The organism is Pseudomonas sp. LBUM1674, from assembly GCF_059695635.1.
On the sequence record NZ_CP166779.1, the window covers coordinates 1151216 to 1170050 of the forward strand.

Annotated in this window: 18 protein-coding genes; 15 read left to right on the forward strand and 3 right to left on the reverse strand. The window is 59.1% G+C overall.

The window, feature by feature from the left end; translation table 11 throughout:
• Positions 1-22 precede the first annotated feature (22 nt).
• The 5 genes from pyrG (at position 23) to ispD (ending at position 5113) form a co-directional block, all read left to right on the forward strand.
• On the forward strand, positions 23-1654 hold the full coding sequence (pyrG, locus tag ACA067_RS05285; RefSeq protein ID WP_497460888.1) for a CTP synthase: 1632 nt from the start codon (positions 23-25) through the stop codon (positions 1652-1654).
• Between the two features lie 5 nt (positions 1655-1659).
• Positions 1660-2505 (forward strand): 3-deoxy-8-phosphooctulonate synthase, encoded by an 846-nt coding sequence (gene kdsA / locus ACA067_RS05290; RefSeq protein ID WP_497460889.1) that lies wholly within the window; start codon positions 1660-1662, stop codon positions 2503-2505.
• A 171-nt stretch (positions 2506-2676) separates the two neighbouring features.
• Complete coding sequence (gene eno / locus ACA067_RS05295) at positions 2677-3966, forward strand: phosphopyruvate hydratase (RefSeq protein WP_033059918.1); 1290 nt, start codon at positions 2677-2679, stop codon at positions 3964-3966.
• Between the two features lie 164 nt (positions 3967-4130).
• Entirely contained in the window at positions 4131-4409 is a 279-nt protein-coding gene (gene ftsB / locus ACA067_RS05300; RefSeq protein WP_008028992.1) for a cell division protein FtsB, read from the forward strand.
• Positions 4406-5113: a 2-C-methyl-D-erythritol 4-phosphate cytidylyltransferase gene (gene ispD / locus ACA067_RS05305; protein ID WP_497460890.1), complete on the forward strand. Its 708-nt coding sequence runs from the start codon at positions 4406-4408 to the stop codon at positions 5111-5113. Before ftsB ends, ispD begins: the two co-directional genes overlap by 4 nt.
• Positions 5114-5254: 141 nt before the next feature.
• Here the strand turns inward: ispD and ACA067_RS05310 are convergent, their stop codons facing one another.
• A complete protein-coding gene (locus ACA067_RS05310) occupies positions 5255-6151 on the reverse strand; it encodes a LysR family transcriptional regulator (RefSeq protein WP_497460891.1) in 897 nt (298 codons plus the stop codon).
• Positions 6152-6258: 107 nt separating this feature from the next.
• On the opposite strand from ACA067_RS05310, the gene ACA067_RS05315 reads away from it, so the two are divergent.
• The 8 genes from ACA067_RS05315 to rpoS all read left to right on the forward strand — a co-directional run bounded on the left by ACA067_RS05315 (position 6259) and on the right by rpoS (position 13379).
• Positions 6259-7371 carry an S-(hydroxymethyl)glutathione dehydrogenase/class III alcohol dehydrogenase gene (locus ACA067_RS05315; RefSeq protein WP_497460892.1) on the forward strand — a complete coding sequence of 371 codons (1113 nt, stop codon included), beginning with the start codon at positions 6259-6261 and terminating at the stop codon, positions 7369-7371.
• Positions 7372-7379: 8 nt separating this feature from the next.
• Entirely contained in the window at positions 7380-8225 is an 846-nt protein-coding gene (gene fghA, locus ACA067_RS05320) for an S-formylglutathione hydrolase (RefSeq protein WP_497460893.1), read from the forward strand.
• A 43-nt stretch (positions 8226-8268) separates the two neighbouring features.
• Positions 8269-8742: a 2-C-methyl-D-erythritol 2,4-cyclodiphosphate synthase gene (gene ispF / locus ACA067_RS05325; protein WP_497460894.1), complete on the forward strand. Its 474-nt coding sequence runs from the start codon at positions 8269-8271 to the stop codon at positions 8740-8742.
• Entirely contained in the window at positions 8739-9797 is a 1059-nt protein-coding gene (gene truD, locus ACA067_RS05330; protein WP_497460895.1) for a tRNA pseudouridine(13) synthase TruD, read from the forward strand. The genes ispF and truD overlap by 4 nt, the downstream gene beginning before the upstream one ends.
• Positions 9785-10534: a 5'/3'-nucleotidase SurE gene (gene surE / locus ACA067_RS05335; RefSeq protein WP_497455517.1), complete on the forward strand. Its 750-nt coding sequence runs from the start codon at positions 9785-9787 to the stop codon at positions 10532-10534. Before truD ends, surE begins: the two co-directional genes overlap by 13 nt.
• Positions 10535-10572: 38 nt before the next feature.
• Positions 10573-11208: a protein-L-isoaspartate(D-aspartate) O-methyltransferase gene (locus ACA067_RS05340; protein WP_178110502.1), complete on the forward strand. Its 636-nt coding sequence runs from the start codon at positions 10573-10575 to the stop codon at positions 11206-11208.
• 200 nt (positions 11209-11408) lie between these two features.
• Positions 11409-12266 carry a peptidoglycan DD-metalloendopeptidase family protein gene (locus ACA067_RS05345; RefSeq protein WP_497462734.1) on the forward strand — a complete coding sequence of 286 codons (858 nt, stop codon included), beginning with the start codon at positions 11409-11411 and terminating at the stop codon, positions 12264-12266.
• Positions 12267-12371: 105 nt separating this feature from the next.
• The gene (rpoS, locus tag ACA067_RS05350) at positions 12372-13379 is read left to right on the forward strand and encodes an RNA polymerase sigma factor RpoS (RefSeq protein WP_461973861.1); all 1008 of its coding nucleotides are present in this window, start codon (positions 12372-12374) and stop codon (positions 13377-13379) included.
• A gap of 484 nt (positions 13380-13863) precedes the next feature.
• On the opposite strand, the gene fdxA is transcribed toward rpoS, so the two are convergent.
• Together fdxA and mutS are read right to left on the reverse strand one after the other, a co-directional pair.
• On the reverse strand, positions 13864-14187 hold the full coding sequence (gene fdxA, locus ACA067_RS05355) for a ferredoxin FdxA (RefSeq protein WP_008154011.1): 324 nt from the start codon (positions 14185-14187) through the stop codon (positions 13864-13866).
• Between the two features lie 142 nt (positions 14188-14329).
• Entirely contained in the window at positions 14330-16909 is a 2580-nt protein-coding gene (gene mutS, locus ACA067_RS05360; protein ID WP_497460896.1) for a DNA mismatch repair protein MutS, read from the reverse strand.
• 281 nt (positions 16910-17190) lie between these two features.
• Here mutS and ACA067_RS05365 point away from each other — a divergent pair, with 281 nt between their 5' ends.
• Positions 17191-17691: a CinA family protein gene (locus ACA067_RS05365; protein WP_138964500.1), complete on the forward strand. Its 501-nt coding sequence runs from the start codon at positions 17191-17193 to the stop codon at positions 17689-17691.
• Between the two features lie 83 nt (positions 17692-17774).
• A complete protein-coding gene (gene recA, locus ACA067_RS05370; RefSeq protein ID WP_338921963.1) occupies positions 17775-18827 on the forward strand; it encodes a recombinase RecA in 1053 nt (350 codons plus the stop codon).
• Positions 18828-18835: the final 8 nt, after the last annotated feature.

The following is an 18835-nucleotide window of genomic DNA, read 5'->3' on the forward strand; positions in this document are numbered from 1 at the left end:
ACGCAGACTTCTAGGGTTTTTCATGACGCGCTACATATTCGTCACGGGCGGTGTTGTTTCTTCATTGGGGAAAGGCATCGCATCGGCTTCATTGGCGGCCATCCTGGAGGCGCGGGGACTTAAGGTCACCATGCTGAAGCTGGACCCGTACATCAACGTTGACCCGGGCACCATGAGCCCGTTCCAGCACGGTGAAGTGTTCGTCACCCACGACGGCGCCGAGACCGACCTGGACCTGGGCCACTACGAGCGGTTCATCCGCACGACCATGACCCAGAACAACAACTTCACCACCGGCCGTGTCTACGAACACGTCCTGCGCAAAGAGCGCCGTGGTGATTACCTGGGCGCCACCATCCAGGTGATCCCGCACATCACCGACGAAATCAAGCGCCGGATCATCAAGGGCGCCGGCGACGCCGACGTGGCCATGGTCGAGATCGGTGGCACCGTGGGTGACATCGAATCGCAACCGTTCCTTGAAGCGATCCGTCAATTGCGTTTCGAAGTCGGCGCCAAGCGCGCGATGCTGATGCACCTGACGCTGGTGCCGTACATCGCCACCGCCGGCGAGACCAAAACCAAGCCAACCCAGCACTCGGTCAAGGAGCTGCGTTCCATCGGCCTGCAACCCGACGTGCTGGTGTGCCGTTCCGATCACCCGATCGACCTGTCCTCGCGTCGCAAGATCGCGCAGTTCACCAACGTTGAAGAACGTGCGGTGATCGCGCTGGAAGACGCCGACACCATCTACAAGATCCCGGGCATCCTGCACTCCCAGGGCCTGGATGATTTCGTCGTCGAGCGTTTCGGCCTGCAATGTGGTGGCGCCGATCTGTCCGAGTGGGAAGCTGTGGTCGACGCCAAGCTCAACCCCGAGCACGAAGTCACCATCGCCATGGTCGGCAAGTACATGGAACTGCTGGACGCCTACAAGTCGCTGATCGAAGCGATGAGTCACGCCGGCATCAGCAACCGCACCAAGGTCAACCTGCGCTACATCGACTCCGAAGACATCGAAAACCAGGGCACCGCGCTGCTGGAAGGTGTCGACGCGATCCTCGTCCCGGGCGGTTTCGGTCTGCGTGGCGTGGAAGGCAAGATCACTGCCGTTCAATTCGCTCGCGAAAACAAGGTTCCGTACCTGGGCATCTGTCTGGGCATGCAAGTGGCTGTGATCGAGTTCGCTCGTAACGTGCTGGGCTGGAAAGACGCCAACTCCACCGAGTTCGATCGCGCCAGCGGTCACCCGGTCGTGGGTCTGATCACCGAGTGGGAAGACGCCACCGGCGCTGTCGAAATCCGTACCGAAGCCTCCGACCTGGGCGGCACCATGCGCCTCGGCGCTCAGGATTGCCTGCTTGAGCCAGGCTCCCTGGTGCACGATTGCTACGCCAAAGACGTGATCGTCGAGCGTCACCGTCATCGCTACGAAGTGAACAACAACCTGCTGCCGCAAATCATGGAGGCCGGTCTGAAAATCTCCGGTCGTTCCGGTGATGGCGCGCTGGTTGAAGTGATTGAAGCCCCGGATCATCCATGGTTCGTCGCTTGCCAGTTCCACCCTGAGTTCACCTCGACGCCACGCGACGGTCACCCGTTGTTCAGCGGTTTCGTTAAAGCAGCTTTGATTCAACACCAGAAGAAGGCGTAAATCTGATGGCGCAGAAGATCATTCGCGTAGGCGATATCGAGATTGCCAACGACAAGCCAATGGTGCTTTTCGGTGGCATGAACGTGTTGGAAAGCCGCGACATGGCGATGCAGGTCTGTGAAGAATACGTAAAGGTTACCGAGAAACTCGGGATCCCTTATGTGTTCAAGGCCAGCTTCGACAAGGCCAACCGTTCCTCCGTGACCTCTTACCGTGGCCCCGGCCTGGAAGAGGGCATGCGGATTTTCCAGGACATCAAGCAAGCCTTCGGCGTGCCGATCATCACCGACGTCCACGAGCCTGATCAGGCCGCGGTCGTCGCTGAAGTCTGCGATATCATCCAGCTGCCGGCCTTCCTGTCGCGTCAGACCGACCTGGTGGTCGCGATGGCCAAGACCGGCGCGGTGATCAACATCAAGAAAGCCCAGTTCCTCGCGCCTCAGGAAATGAAACACATCCTGAACAAGTGCGTGGAAGCGGGTAACGATCAGTTGATCCTCTGCGAACGCGGTTCGAGCTTCGGCTACAACAACCTGGTCGTCGACATGCTCGGCTTCGGCATCATGAAGCAGTTCGAATACCCGGTGTTCTTCGACGTGACCCACGCGCTGCAAATGCCCGGCGGTCGCTCGGATTCCGCCGGCGGTCGTCGCGCTCAGGTCCTCGATCTGGCGAAAGCCGGGATCAGCCAGTCACTAGCGGGTCTGTTCCTCGAAGCGCACCCGGACCCGGACAACGCCAAATGCGATGGCCCTTGCGCCTTGCGTCTGGATAAACTGGAGCCATTCCTGGCCCAGCTCAAAGCGTTGGACGAACTGGTGAAGAGTTTTCCTGTCGTAGAAACCGCGTAATATCGGCAAACCGGATCCCCTGTAGGAGCTGGCTTGCCAGCGAAGGCACCCTCAAGTCTTGCAAAGATTTCGAGACCGTCTTCGCCAGCAAGCCGAACCCTGCAAAGTGACCCACCCGTTATAAACCGAGCGGTACAGAGCGTTTTCGTCAACTTTGGAGTGTTTACAACAATGGCAAAAATCGTCGACATCAAAGGTCGTGAAGTTCTCGACTCCCGTGGCAACCCCACCGTGGAAGCGGACGTGCTTCTCGATAACGGCATCATCGGCAGTGCTTGCGCGCCGTCCGGTGCTTCCACTGGCTCGCGTGAAGCACTCGAGCTGCGTGATGGCGACAAGAGCCGTTACCTGGGCAAGGGCGTGCTCAAAGCCGTCGCCAACATCAACGGTCCGATCCGCGACCTGTTGAAAGGTGCAGACCCAAGCGACCAGAAAGCGCTGGATCACGCCATGATCAAGCTCGATGGCACTGAAAACAAAGGTTCCCTGGGCGCTAACGCGATCCTCGCCGTTTCCCTGGCCGCAGCCAAGGCCGCCGCACAGGACCAGGACCTGCCGCTGTACGCTCACATCGCCAACCTGAACGGCACCCCGGGTGTTTACTCGATGCCGGTTCCGATGATGAACATCATCAACGGTGGCGAGCACGCCGATAACAACGTCGACATCCAGGAATTCATGGTTCAGCCAGTAGGCGCCAAGTCTTTCTCGGAAGGTCTGCGCATGGGCACCGAGATTTTCCATCACCTGAAAGCCGTGCTGAAGGCCCGTGGCCTGAGCACTGCTGTTGGTGACGAAGGTGGTTTCGCACCGAACCTGGCCTCCAACGAAGACGCTTTGAAAGTGATCTCCGAAGCTGTGGCCAACGCCGGTTACAAGCTGGGCACCGACGTGACCCTGGCCCTGGACTGCGCGGCCAGCGAATTCTACGAAGACGGTAAATACAACCTGTCCGGCGAAGGCCAGGTGTTCACCGCTGAAGGTTTCGCCGACTACCTCAAAGGCCTGACCGAGCGTTACCCGATCATCTCCATCGAAGACGGCCTGGACGAGTCCGACTGGGCTGGCTGGAAAATCCTCACCGACAAGATCGGCGAGAAAGTCCAACTGGTAGGCGACGACCTGTTCGTGACCAACACCAAGATCCTGAAAGAAGGCATCGATAAAAAGATCGCCAACTCGATCCTGATCAAGTTCAACCAGATCGGCACCCTGACCGAAACGCTGGAAGCCATCCAGATGGCCAAAGCCGCGGGTTACACCGCTGTGATCTCGCACCGCTCCGGCGAAACCGAAGATTCGACCATTGCCGACCTGGCCGTGGGCACCTCGGCTGGCCAGATCAAGACCGGCTCCCTGTGCCGTTCCGATCGCGTTTCCAAGTACAACCAACTGCTGCGTATCGAAGAGCAGTTGAATGGCAAAGCCAAGTACAACGGTCGCAGCGAATTCCGCGGCTGATTGCTGAAAAAAGACAGCGGATAGTGTCGGAAAAGTCGCGACAGCGATGGATTTGCCATTAATCTGATGCCTTGCAAGCACAAGCCTGGGTCTTCCAGGCTTCGTGCTATCAGCAGCTTCAAAGTTTGGCATGCTGTCTTTTTCCACTGGATACCTGATATTCGATGCGCAGTCCCAATTGGTTGTTCCTCGTCTTGCTCCTGCTGCTGGCTGGCCTGCAATACCGCCTGTGGGTGGGTAATGGCAGTCTGGCGCAAGTGGCCGAGCTGACTCAGCAGATCGCTGATCAACACGCTGAGAACGAGGGCCTGCTTGAGCGCAATCGGGTGATGGACGCTGAAGTCAGTGAGTTGAAAAAGGGCATGGAGACCGTTGAAGAGCGGGCTCGTCATGAGCTGGGCATGGTCAAGGATGGTGAAACCCTTTACCAGCTGGCCCAATGAATCTCTCGTTACCGGCCTTCTGGGCCGTGATTCCTGCCGCGGGCGTCGGTGCCCGTATGGCCGCGGACCGTCCCAAGCAATACTTGCAACTGGGCGGGCGCACTATTCTTGAACACAGCCTTGGCTGTTTCCTTGATCATCCTTGCCTGAAGGGCCTGGTGGTCAGTCTTGCTGTCGATGATCCTTATTGGCCGAATCTGGCGTGTGCTGGCGATACGCGTATTCAGCGGGTTGAAGGTGGTGCCGAGCGTTCCGGCTCGGTACTCAATGCGTTGCTGCATTTGCATGCCCAGGGCGCTGACGATGAGGATTGGGTGTTGGTTCACGATGCTGCGCGGCCCAATCTGAGCCGTGATGATCTGGACAAGTTGCTGGGTGAACTCGCAGATGATCCGGTCGGTGGACTGCTAGCGGTTCCGGCACGCGATACCCTCAAACGGGTCGACAAGCACGGTCGCGTGGTCGAAACCGTGGATCGCAGTGTGATCTGGCAAGCCTATACGCCGCAGATGTTTCGCCTTGGCGCATTGCATCGGGCGTTGGCCGACAGTCTGGTGGCGGACGCGGTCATCACCGACGAAGCCTCGGCGATGGAGTGGGCAGGCCTGGCACCGCGCCTGATCGAAGGCCGTTCCGATAACCTCAAGGTCACTCGCCCGGAAGACCTCGAATGGTTACGCCAGCGTTGGGCTAACCGCCGCTGAATGGTTCGTTGTCTCTTCAACCGCTATCGCGAGCAAGCTCGCTCCCACAATGTTTTGCGTTGCCTACCTTTTCAGTGTTCACCAAAGACTCCTGTGGGAGCGAGCTTGCTCGCGATAGCGGTTGAAGAGACAACGCATAACTTAGCTTCGATACTCCGGCCGCTCGGCCAACCCTTCCTTAAGAAAATCTACCAGCTTGCGCACCTTCGGCGACAAATGCCGTTGCTGCGGATAAAGCGCCCACACCGCCGTATTCGGCGGCTGATGCGCTTCCAGCAACGAAATCAAGGCACCGCTTTTCAAATGCTCCAGTACGTAATAGTCCGGTAGCTGGCACAACCCAACCCCTTGTAACGCCGCATCCAGCACCGCCTGCCCACTGTTGCAGCGCCAGTTTCCCTGTACCCGCTGCGAAAACTCCCGTCCGTTCTGTTCCAGTTGCCAGATATCCGAACTGCCGATGAGGCAGTTGTGGCGGCTCAGTTCCGACAGACTGTGCGGGCGACCATACCGTTCCAGGTAGGACGGCGAAGCGCACAGGTACATTCGCCGTGGTGCCAGACGCGCCGCCACCAGTCTTGAGTCCTGCAAGCGACCAAGGCGGATCGCGAGGTCCAGGCCCTCGTGTACCAGATCGAGTTGGCGATTGCTCAGTTCGATATCGATCCGCAGTTGCGGATAGAGCCCCATGAAACGCGTCACCAGCGGCACGATAAAACGTTCGCCGTACGCCACGGCGCAGGTCATGCGTAGCATGCCTTTAGGTTCGCTGGTCAGGTCGCCGACCGCTCGCAAGGCTTCTTCGCGGCCATCCTGTAAACGTTGGCAATGCTGTAGAAACGTCTGCCCGGCTTCAGTCAGGGTGACACGTCGGGTGCTGCGGTAAAGCAGTCGCGTCTGAAGGCGCTCTTCGAGGCGTACGATTTGTCGACTGATGTGAGAGGAAGAAACCCCAAGACGTTCCGCGGCAGCCGTGAACTGACTGCACTCGGCGACCGCGACGAATTCGTCGATACCTTCCCAGCGGCTTTCGGACATTGAAGATTATCCCTGTACGGCAATAATGTTTTGCTTTTACCCGGATTATTCACCGTGTGGCCGTGTATTACACTCCTTGTCTCGTTTTTATTCACTGGAGAACCCACATGATCAAGTCGCGCGCTGCCGTAGCCTTCGAGGCCAAGAAACCCCTCGAGATCGTCGAAGTCGATGTTGCCATGCCCAAGGCCGGTGAAGTGTTGCTGCGCGTGGTGGCTTCCGGTGTCTGCCATACCGATGCCTACACGCTGTCCGGTGCTGACCCGGAAGGCATCTTCCCGTCAATCCTCGGTCACGAAGGTGGTGCGGTGGTTGAAGCGGTCGGCGAGGGCGTGACCTCCGTGGCGGTCGGCGATCATGTGATCCCGCTGTACACCCCGGAATGCCGTCAGTGCAAATTCTGTCTGTCGGGTAAAACCAACCTGTGTCAGGCGATTCGCGCGACTCAGGGTAAAGGGCTGATGCCGGATGGCACCTCGCGCTTTTCCTACAAGGGCCAGCCGATTTTCCACTACATGGGTACCTCGACCTTCTCCGAGTACACCGTGCTGCCGGAAATCTCCGTCGCCAAGATTGCCAAGGAAGCGCCACTGGAAAAAGTCTGCCTGCTGGGCTGCGGTGTCACCACCGGCATCGGCGCAGTACTCAATACGGCCAAGGTCAAACCAGGTGACACCGTCGCCATTTTCGGCCTCGGCGGCATCGGTCTGTCGGCGGTCATCGGCGCGGTCAAAGCCAAGGCTGCGCGCATCATCGCGATCGACATCAACCCGGCCAAATTCGAGATTGCCAAGCAGCTGGGTGCAACCGATTGCGTGAACCCGAAAGACTTCGACCGTCCGATCCAGGAAGTCATCGTCGACATGACCGATGGCGGCGTCGACTTTTCCTTCGAGTGCATCGGCAATGTGCAATTGATGCGCGCGGCACTCGAGTGCTGCCACAAGGGTTGGGGCGAGTCGGTGATCATCGGCGTGGCCGGTGCCGGCCAGGAAATCTCCACCCGTCCATTTCAGCTCGTCACCGGTCGCGTCTGGCGCGGTTCGGCATTCGGCGGTGTGCGCGGCCGTACCGAGTTGCCGAGCTATGTCGAAATGGCCGAGACCGGCGAGATCCCGCTGGATACGTTCATCACCCACACCATGGGCCTGGAAGATATCAACAAGGCATTTGACCTGATGCACGAAGGCAAAAGCATCCGTAGCGTCATTCATTTCTGAGGTCGGACATGAGCCTGGAAAATATCTCCTGCCAGAAAAGCTTCGGCGGCTGGCACAAACGTTATCGGCACCGCTCCGATGTACTCGGCTGCGACATGGTGTTTGCCGTGTACCTGCCGCCGCAAGCGGAGCAGGGCGGCAAACTGCCGGTGCTGTACTGGTTGTCCGGCCTGACCTGCACCGACGAAAATTTCATGCAAAAGGCCGGCGCCATGCGCATGGCCGCCGAGCTGGGGCTGATCATCGTTGCGCCGGACACCAGTCCTCGCGGCCCCGATGTCCCGGGTGATCCGGATGGCGCCTGGGACTTCGGCCTCGGTGCCGGTTTTTATCTGAATGCCACGCAGGAACCCTGGTCGCGGCACTATCGGATGCATGACTATGTCGTGCAGGAATTGCCGGCATTGGTCGAAGCCCATTTCCCTGCATCGGACAAGCGCGGCATCAGCGGTCATTCCATGGGCGGCCACGGCGCGCTGGTCTGCGCCTTGCGCAATCCGGGGCGTTATCAGTCGGTGTCGGCGTTCTCGCCGATCAACAACCCGATGGACTGCCCTTGGGGTCAGAAAGCCTTTTCCCGTTTCCTGGGGGAAGACCGTTCGAAATGGCGCGAATGGGATGCCTGCGCATTGATTGCCGAGGCTGATGAGAAATTGCCGCTGCTGGTCGATCAAGGTGATCGCGATGATTTCCTCGCCACCCAGCTCAAGCCGGAAGCCCTGCAACAAGCCGCCAAACTGGCCGGTCATCCGCTGACGCTGCGTCTGGAGCCGGGCTACGACCATAGCTATTTCTTCATCGCCAGCTTCATCGACAATCACTTACAGCATCATGCACGCGCCCTAGGCGTGTAATGCAGGTAGAATCACGCCCTGACAAAAATCGGGGCGTTTTTTTATGCGTATTGGCCACGGCTATGATGTGCACCGTTTCGCTGAAGGCGATTTCATTACTCTGGGTGGCGTGCGCATCGCACACGGCTTCGGGCTGCTCGCTCATTCCGACGGTGACGTCCTGCTGCACGCCTTGAGCGATGCCTTGCTTGGCGCTGCCGCGCTGGGGGACATCGGCAAGCATTTCCCGGACACCGACCCGACATTCAAGGGCGCCGACAGCCGCGTGCTGTTGCGTCACGTCGTTGCACTGATCCACGCCAAGGGCTGGACAGTCGGCAACGTCGATAACACCATCGTCGCCCAGGCGCCGAAAATGGCCCCGCATATCGAATCGATGCGCGCGCTGATTGCCGCGGATCTTCAAGTTGAGTTGGATCAAGTGAACGTTAAAGCCACCACCACCGAAAAGCTCGGCTTTGTCGGTCGCGAAGAAGGCATTGCCGTGCATTCCGTAGCCTTGTTGCTGCGCGCATGAACGACCTGCAATTGCTCGGTCCGCGGGCCTACGGTGAGGCCCTGGGCACCGCCGTACTGAAAGCGACGGCGGAAGATTTTCAGGTCGATGAAGTCCTCGATATCCCCCTCAGTGGCGATGGCGAGCACTTGTGGATCTGGGTGGAAAAGCGCGGGCTGAACACCGAAGAAGCGGCACGGCGAATCGCCAAGGCAGCGGGTGTGCCCTTGCGCACCGTCAGCTACGCGGGCCTCAAGGACCGGCAGGCGCTGACGCGTCAGTGGTTCAGCGTACAGCTGCCGGGCAAGGCTGATCCTGATTTGTCGCCTGCAGAAAACGATACGCTGAAAATCCTCAAGACCGGCCGGCACAAACGCAAGCTGCAGCGCGGTGCCCATTCGGCCAACGGCTTCACCTTGCGCCTGACGCAGTTCGCGGGCGACAAAGCGGCCATTGAAGAACGTCTGCAACTGATCGCCAAGCAAGGTATTCCCAATTATTTCGGCGCCCAGCGTTTCGGGTTTGACGGCGGCAACGTGGTCGATGCCCGTGCCTGGGCCGCGCGCAAGGCCTTGCCGGAGCAGCGCAACGTGCGTTCGCGCCTGCTTTCAACGGCCCGTAGTTTTCTGTTTAACCAAGTGTTGGCGGCGCGTGTCGCCGATGGCACTTGGCAGCGCGCTCAGGTCGGCGATTTGCTGGCCTTCACCGACAGCCGCAGTTTCTTTCCCGCAGGCGTTGCCGAGTGCAGCGACCCGCGTCTGGCGATTCTCGACCTGCACCCGACCGGTCCGCAGTGGGGCGAAGGTGACTCGCCGGCCTCGGGCGCTGTCCATGAACTGGAGCAGGCAATTGCCGCACGCGAGGCGGATCTTCGCGATTGGTTGATTAACGTCGGAATGAGCCACGAACGTCGCATCCTGCGGCTGCCCATTGGTGGGTTGACGTGGCATTATCCCGAGCCTGACATTCTGCAACTGGAATTCGTCCTGCCGGCCGGATGCTTCGCCACCGTATTGGTGCGCGAACTCGTCGATCTGGTGCCGGTGGGGCAGACGGACAGCCCATGCGTATTCTGATTTCTAACGACGATGGGGTAACCGCACCCGGTCTCGCCGCGCTTTATGCTGCGCTGGCGGATTACACCGAATGCGTGGTTATTGCCCCGGACCAGGACAAAAGCGGCGCCAGCAGTTCGCTGACGCTCGACCGTCCATTGCACCCGCAAACCCTGGCCAACGGCTTTATCAGCCTTAACGGCACGCCCACCGATTGCGTACACCTGGGGCTCAACGGTTTGCTGGAACAAGCACCGGACATGGTGGTTTCCGGGATCAACCTGGGCGCCAATCTGGGGGACGACGTGCTGTACTCAGGCACCGTGGCTGCTGCCCTTGAAGGGCGTTTCCTGGAGCGTCCTTCGTTCGCCTTTTCGTTTGTCTCACGGCAAGTAGAGAACCTTTCCACCGCCGCTTATTTTGCGCGCAAACTGGTGGAGGCTCATGCGGACCTCGAACTGCCACCGCGCACGGTGCTGAACGTGAACATTCCCAATTTGCCGCTGGACCACATCCGCGGAATACAACTGACTCGCCTCGGCCATCGCGCCCGCGCTGCGGCACCGTTGAAAGTGGTCGATCCGCGCGGCAAATCCGGTTACTGGATCGCCGCGGCGGGGGACGCCGAAGATGGCGGTCCGGGCACCGATTTCCATGCGGTCATGCAAGGCTATGTTTCAATCACCCCACTGCAACTGGATCGCACCTTCAATGATGCCTTCAGAAGTCTTGATGGCTGGCTGGAGGGGCTGCGCTGATGGCTCGTGAACAAGACCCTATGCATCGTGGCATCGGGATGACCTCGCAACGGACCCGTGAGCGCCTGATTCAGCGTTTGTATGAGGAGGGCATCTCCAACGCCAAGGTGCTGGAGGTGATTCGCCGTACCCCGCGTCACCTGTTCGTCGACGAGGCGCTGGCCCACCGTGCCTATGAAGACACGGCGTTGCCGATCGGGAACAACCAGACCATCTCCCAGCCTTACATGGTCGCTCGCATGAGCGAGCTGTTGCTGGAGGCAGGCCCTCTGGACAAGGTCATGGAAATAGGCACGGGGTCGGGTTACCAGACCGCGATCCTGTCGCAACTGGTCGAACGGGTGTTTTCGGTCGAACGCATCAAGGTGCTGCAGGACCGGGCCAAGGAACGCCTGGTCGAGCTTAACTTGCGCAACGTGGTGTTTCGCTGGGGCGATGGCTGGGAGGGCTGGCCGGCGCTGGCGCCGTACAACGGCATTATCGTCACCGCAGTGGCGACCGAAGTGCCTCAGGCGTTGCTCGATCAGTTGGCGCCGGGGGGGCGATTGGTGATTCCGGTCGGCTCCGGTGAGGTTCAACAATTGATGTTGATCATTCGGGAAGAACAGGGCTTTTCCAGACGCGTTCTCGGGTCTGTGCGCTTCGTTCCATTGCTCAATGGGCCACTGGCCTGAGCATTTGTTTCGGCGCGCTGAATTCTCTTCGATTGTCCCTGTCTTACAGCGGCATCAATCAATTAAACGAGGCGCATCAACAGGTAGCAAACGTGTGCCTCGCTTCATTAAAGGTAAAGCCTGCACGGGCCGTTATACTTGCGACATTTCTGCCGGAATACGGCAATCCACATTTTCAGCCACCACAAAGGGAGCGGCGGGTGAGTCTCACAGTCATTGCGCAGCGAATGGGAATAACGAGCTTTCAGCGCCTGGTGACTGGCCTCGTCTTGAGCACCTTGCTGGTTGGTTGTTCCAGCAACAAGTCGAGCGACGTGCGCGTCATCGAACGCAACAATTCCGTCGCACAGCGTCCGGCAGTGACGACGGGTCAGTACGTCGTCCGCCCCAAGGACACCCTGTTCTCCATCGCTTTTCGTTACGGCTGGGATTACAAGGCGCTGGCTGCACGCAACAACATTCCTGCGCCCTACACGATCCATCCGGGTCAGACGATTCGCTTCGATGGTCGTACCGGTTCAACGCCGACCACCGTGGGCAGTTCGTCCAGTTCAACGCCTTCGTCATCGAGTAAAACCACGGTCTTCCGTCGTCCCGCTACCGGTGCGACCACCAGCACGGCGGTGGTTGTACCGTCCGTCGCGAACAAACCTGCAGCCGTTCCGATGCCCGCGGCGGGCCCCGCCCCGACCGGCTGGGGGTGGCCATCTAATGGCATTCTCATTGGTAAATTCTCTTCAAACGGCAGTTTGAATAAAGGAATTGATATCGCGGGGGATTTGGGACAGCCTGTTTTAGCTGCGTCTGATGGGACGGTGGTATACGCCGGGAGTGGCTTAAGGGGCTACGGCGAATTAGTCATCATCAAACACAGCGATACCTACGTCAGTGCCTACGGACATAACCGCAGGCTGTTGGTTCAGGAGGGGCAGCAGGTCAAGGTCGGACAGACAATTGCCGAAATGGGGTCAACGGGTACAGACCGGGTGAAACTGCACTTTGAGATTCGCCGACAGGGTAAACCTGTAGATCCGCTGCAATTCCTGCCACGTCGTTGATCGCTATCCAGCCTGTTCCGTTACGTAGAGGGGACAGGCTCCAGCGTTGCCAAGGATAAAGGCGCCGCTTGAGCTTGGGGTCGAACTCACCAAAGGACTATAACAATGGCTCTCAGTAAAGAAGTGCCGGAGTTTGACATCGACGATGAGGTTCTCCTTATGGAGACCGGCATCGGCACGGATTCGATGTCGAATGATGAAGGGGCTGCTCCACCTTCCGTTCGTGCCAAATCCAAACACTCCGCTTCGTTAAAGCAACACAAATACATTGATTACACGCGTGCACTCGATGCCACGCAGTTGTATCTCAATGAGATCGGCTTTTCCCCTCTGTTATCCCCCGAAGAAGAAGTTCATTTTGCGCGCTTGTCGCAAAGTGGAGATCCTGCCGGGCGCAAACGCATGATTGAAAGTAACCTGAGGCTGGTGGTGAAAATCGCCCGGCGTTACGTCAATCGTGGCCTGTCGCTGCTGGACTTGATTGAAGAGGGCAACCTCGGGCTGATCCGGGCCGTAGAGAAGTTCGACCCTGAACGTGGCTTCCGCTTTTCGACCTACGCGACCTGGTGGATTCGTCAGACCATCGAGCGCGCCATCATGAATCAGACCCGGACTATCCGGTTGCCAATTCATGTGGTCAAGGAGCTTAACGTCTACCTGCGGGCTGCACGGGAACTGACGCAAAAGCTCGATCATGAACCCTCACCCGAAGAAATCGCCAACCTGCTGGAAAAGCCAGTGGCAGAGGTCAAGCGCATGCTGGGCCTTAACGAGCGGGTTTCTTCGGTCGACGTCTCGCTGGGTCCGGATTCGGACAAAACCCTGCTGGACACCCTTACCGATGATCGCCCAACCGATCCATGCGAACTGTTGCAGGATGACGACCTGTCCCAGAGCATCGATCAATGGCTCTCGGAACTGACCGACAAGCAACGCGAGGTGGTGATCCGCCGCTTCGGCCTGCGCGGACACGAGAGCAGTACCCTTGAAGATGTAGGCCTGGAAATTGGCCTGACCCGGGAGCGGGTCAGACAGATTCAGGTTGAAGGCCTGAAGCGTCTTCGGGAGATTCTCGAGAAGAATGGCCTGTCGAGTGAGTCGCTGTTTCAATAAATAGTTTGCCAGGCACGCTACATAAAAACCCCGACTGGTTCGGGGTTTTTTGTTATGCCGCGAAGGGTTTTGATGGGGCTGCGACATCACCTCAGCTTTGTAGTCTCGTGCTGTAAGTCTTTGCTTACCCTTTTGTAAGTGTTCGTTATTTTTACAGTGTGGCAGTCTTCCATTCTCCAGCCGCAGGCTTCTTATCTGGTTGATCCATAGACTTATTTTATAAAGTTACGAGTATATGACAGCCGATTTGGGCGTTTGCGGCCGCTTGCTCCCGGGCGGGAACACTCTAGTATTCAGGTTGTGTCAACGGACAGACACGCCCTTCAAGGATGAGGGGAAAGGACATCGCAGGACGCGATTCATCAGGACGATGAAAAGGAATACAGGGACTAGGGAAAAAATGTGGGCGGGTCAAACCGCCCCTTTTTTTGTCTTCAAAAAAGCAAAAAGGCCCGCAGGGGGCCTTTTCCAGAACGCGGGGCAATCAGCGTTCGAGGTCTTTGATCTTGCCTTTGACGCCATCCCACTCTTCGGCATCGGGCAGCGATTCTTTCTTCTCGGTGATGTTGGGCCAGATTTCGGCCAACTCAACGTTCAGCTGAATGAACTGCTGCATATCTTCCGGGACTTCATCTTCGGAGAAGATGGCCACGGCAGGGCATTCTGGTTCGCACAGCGCGCAGTCGATGCACTCATCCGGGTGAATCACCAGGAAGTTCGGGCCTTCGTAAAAGCAGTCCACCGGACAGACTTCTACGCAGTCGGTGTACTTGCACTTGATGCAGTTGTCGGTGACGACGAAGGTCATTTCTAGATTTCTCCTCAGGCGGCGGCAGCGGAGCCCCTTCACGTTGGGGTCGCCAGGTTCGGGAGCGATAGTCTGCTGGCCAGGCTATTAGCCAGCAGCATCCCAAACCGCGCGAGATTCTAACAGCTTGCAGGCAAGTGCGTTAGACCCGTGTCTTTAGTGCATAGAGCATTTCGAGCGCACGGCGCGGCGTCATGTCATCCAGATCGAGCCTGGCCAGTTCGTCCAGTACCGGATGCGGCAGGCTGGCGAACATGTCGCTCTGCTGCGGCGCGGCCGGTTTGCCCTTGGTTGGCTTCGGCGTTTCGTGAGGCAGGGCGGTGGCTTCCAGTCGGCCCAGATGCTCGCGAGCCCGCACGATCACTTCGCTCGGCACACCGGCCAATTGCGCAACCGCCAGGCCGTAGCTTTGGCTGGCAGGCCCCGGCAGCACGTGATGCAGGAACACGATGCGCTCGTTGTGCTCGGTGGCATTGAGGTGCACGTTGGCCACCAGCGGCTGGGCTTCCGGCAACACCGTCAACTCGAAATAGTGGGTGGCGAACAGCGTGTAGGCCCGCAAATGCGCCAGGCGTTCGGCGGCGGCCCAGGCCAGGGACAGGCCATCGAAGGTGCTGGTGCCGCGGCCGACTTCGTCCATCAGCACCAGGCTGCGCTCGGTGGCGTTGTGCAGAATGTTGGCAGTTTCGCTCATTTCGACCATGAAGGTCGAACGCCCGCCCGCCAGGTCATCGCTGGAACCGATCCGGGTAAAGATCCGGTCCACCAGCGACAATTCGCAGCTGGCTGCCGGCACGAAGCTACCAATGTGCGCCAGCAGCACAATCAAGGCGGTCTGGCGCATGTAGGTGGATTTACCGCCCATGTTCGGACCGGTGATGACCAGCATGCGGGTGTTGTCATCGAGGCTCAGGTCATTGGCCACGAACGGCGTGGTCAGCACTTGCTCGACCACCGGGTGACGACCCTGGCTGATGCGCATGCAGGGCTCGTCGACGAAACGCGGGCAGTTCAGATCCAGGTTCAGTGCACGCTCGGCCAGGTTGCTCAGCACGTCCAGCTCGGCCAGGGCGGCGGCGGTGTCTTGCAGGGGCGGCAGCTGGGCGATCAGGTCTTCGAGCAGCGCTTCGTAGAGCATCTTCTCGCGGGCCAGGGCGCGGCTCTTGGCCGACAGCGCCTTGTCTTCGAACGCCTTCAATTCCGGCGTGATGAAGCGCTCGGCACCTTTGAGCGTCTGACGGCGGATGTAATCTGCGGGCGCCGATTCGGCCTGTTTGCTCGGCAATTCGATGAAATAACCGTGAATGCGGTTGTAGCCGACTTTCAGGTGCGACAGACCGGTGCGGGCCTTCTCGCGCGCTTCGAGATCGATCAGGAACTGCCCGGCGTTTTCGCTGAGCGATTGCAGCTCGTCGAGTTCGCTGTCGTAACCGGTTTTCAACACGCCGCCGTCTCGAATCACCGCGGGCGGGTTGTCGACGATGGCTTTTTCCAGCAGGGCCGCCAGTTCCGGGTAGGTGCTGGTGGTCCTGGCCAGTTGAATGATGTGTGGCGCTTCAAGTTCGCTCATCGCCACTTGCAGCGCTGGCAGTGCGCCGAGTGCGTCGCGCAGGCGAGCCAGGTCACGAGGACGGGCATTGCGCAGACCGATCCGCGCCAGGATCCGCTCGATGTCACCGATTTCCTTGAGCTGCGGTTGCAGTTTCTCGAAACGGTAGCCGTCGAGCAGGCAGGTGATCGACGTCTGACGAGCCAGCAGTACGCTCAGGTCGCGCAGGGGGCGGTTCAACCAGCGGGTCAACAATCGGCTGCCCATGGCGGTCTGGCAGCGATCGACCACCGATTGCAAGGTGTTATCACGACCGCCGGCCAGGTTGGTGTCCAGTTCCAGGTTGCGACGGCTCGCGCCGTCCAGCACTACGGTGTCGTCCAGGCGTTCATGACGCAGGCTGCGCAAGTGGGGCAGGGCGGTGCGCTGGGTTTCCTTGGCATAGCTGAGCAGGCAGCCGGCAGCGCCAATGGCCAGGGTCAGGTTCTCGCAGCCGAAACCTTTCAGGTCCTGGGTCGAGAATTGTTGGCAGAGACTTTTCAGCGCCGAGTCACGCTCGAAATCCCACGGCGCACGGCGACGAACCCCACGACGTTTTTCCGCTGGCAGATCTTTCGGCCAGTCATCCGGGATCATCAGTTCCACCGGATTGACCCGCTCCAGTTCGGCGAGCAGATTTTCCCAGCCCTTGATTTCCAGGACCGTGAAGTTGCCGCTGGTGATATCCAGCACGGCCAGACCGAACAGGCGCTCGTCGCCCAGCACCGCAGCGATCAGGTTATCCCGACGCTCATCCAGCAGCGCCTCGTCACTCACCGTGCCCGGGGTGATGATCCGCACCACCTGACGATCCACCGGTCCTTTACTGGTAGCCGGGTCGCCGACCTGCTCACAAATCACCACTGACTCGCCGAGCTTCACCAGTTTCGCCAGGTAACCTTCGGCGGCGTGGTAAGGAATCCCACACATCGGAATCGCCTGGCCGGCCGACTGCCCGCGGGCGGTCAGGGTAATGTCCAGCAACTTGGCGGCTTTCTTCGCATCTTCATAGAAGATCTCGTAGAAGTCGCCCATGCGATAGAACATCAGCTGGTCGGGGTGCTGGTTTTTCAGGCGCCAGTACTGCTGCATCATTGGCGTGTGGGAGGACAGATCGGAGAGCGCTTTATTCATCGGATAATCAGGCAAATTCGTTGAAAGGTATAGGGCAAAGGAGGGGCGTCGGCCCGGCTTTTCCGCGATGGGCGCAAGGTTAACATGGGCGGTCCACCCGACGCAGGCATGAAAGCCCGACAAAGATACCGGCCAGGATCATTGAAGCCCACGCCAATGGATTGGCCAGGAGGAGGGCTGCGTCAGAGTCCTTGTCCGTTAACATCTTGATCGAAGCCGTGTCTTGCAAGCGCGATCCGCTCGTGTACGGTAGTCCCATTCAGCCCCTTCAGGAGAGGACCGTGAAAGAAATCACCCAGCTGGCCGCTGAACTTGGCAGGCGCTTGCAGGTTCTCAATACGCACGTCACTGCCGCCGAGTCCTGTACCGGCGGCGGGATTTGCGAGGCAATTACCCGCATTCCCGGCAGCTCGGCGTGGTTCGAGGCGGGTTATGTCACTTACTCCAACCGCCAGAAAATCGAGCAATTGAATGTCCCTGCGCAGTTATTTGCGACGGTGGGAGCGGTCAGTCGCGAGGTGGTCGAAGCGATGGTGCGGGGCGCGCAGGAAAAAAGCCGCGCGCATTTTGCCGTGGCGGTCAGTGGCGTAGCCGGGCCGGATGGTGGGTCTCCCAGCAAGCCGGTTGGCACGGTGTGGCTGGCCTGGGGCGTTGGCGAGCGGGTATTCAGCGAGGTGCAGCACTTCCCCGGCAACCGCGACGAGGTTCGCCGACAAACGGTGAAGGCCGCGCTAGAGGGGCTACTACGGCATGCCGCTGGAGAAATCTCAAATCAGGGGTAGGCGATCCTCAAGCGCTGTGGAATAATACTGGCTACTTATACAGGTGTTGGCCGTCAGGCCTTATTGATTACGTGAGGACTTTAATGGACGACAACAAGAAGAAAGCCTTGGCTGCGGCCCTGGGTCAGATCGAACGTCAATTCGGCAAGGGTGCCGTAATGCGTATGGGCGATCAGGACCGTCAGGCGATCCCGGCTATCTCCACTGGCTCTCTGGGGCTGGACATCGCGCTCGGCATTGGCGGCCTGCCAAAAGGCCGTATCGTTGAAATCTACGGTCCTGAATCCTCGGGTAAAACCACGCTGACACTGTCGGTGATCGCCCAGGCTCAAAAAGCCGGCGCGACCTGCGCATTCGTCGACGCCGAACACGCCCTCGACCCTGAATATGCCGGCAAGCTGGGCGTCAACGTCGACGACCTGCTGGTTTCCCAGCCGGACACCGGCGAGCAAGCCCTGGAAATCACCGACATGCTGGTGCGTTCCAACGCGGTTGACGTGATCATCGTCGACTCCGTGGCGGCTCTGGTGCCAAAGGCTGAAATCGAAGGCGAAATGGGTGACATGCACGTGGGCCTGCAAGCCCGTCTGATGTCCCAGGCACTGCGTAAAATCACCGGCAACATCAAGAACGCCAACTGCCTGGTTATCTTCATCAACCAGATCCGCATGAAAATCGGTGTGATGTTCGGCAGCCCGGAAACCACCACCGGTGGTAACGCGCTGAAGTTCTACGCCTCGGTTCGTCTGGACATCCGTCGCACTGGCGCGGTGAAAGAAGGTGATGAAGTCGTTGGTAGCGAGACCCGCGTCAAGGTCGTGAAGAACAAGGTGGCTTCGCCGTTCCGTCAGGCCGAGTTCCAGATTCTTTATGGCAAGGGCATCTACCTCAACGGTGAGATGATCGACCTGGGTGTTCTGCACGGTTTCGTCGAGAAGTCCGGTGCCTGGTATGCGTACAACGGCACCAAGATCGGTCAGGGTAAAGCCAACTCGGCCAAGTACCTGGCAGAAAACCCGGACATCGCCGCGACCCTCGAGAAGCAATTGCGCGACAAATTGCTGTCTCCAGCACCGGACGTCAAAGCTTCGCCGGTCAAAGAGAAAGCGGATGATCTGGTAGAAGTGGACGTCTGATTGATCCG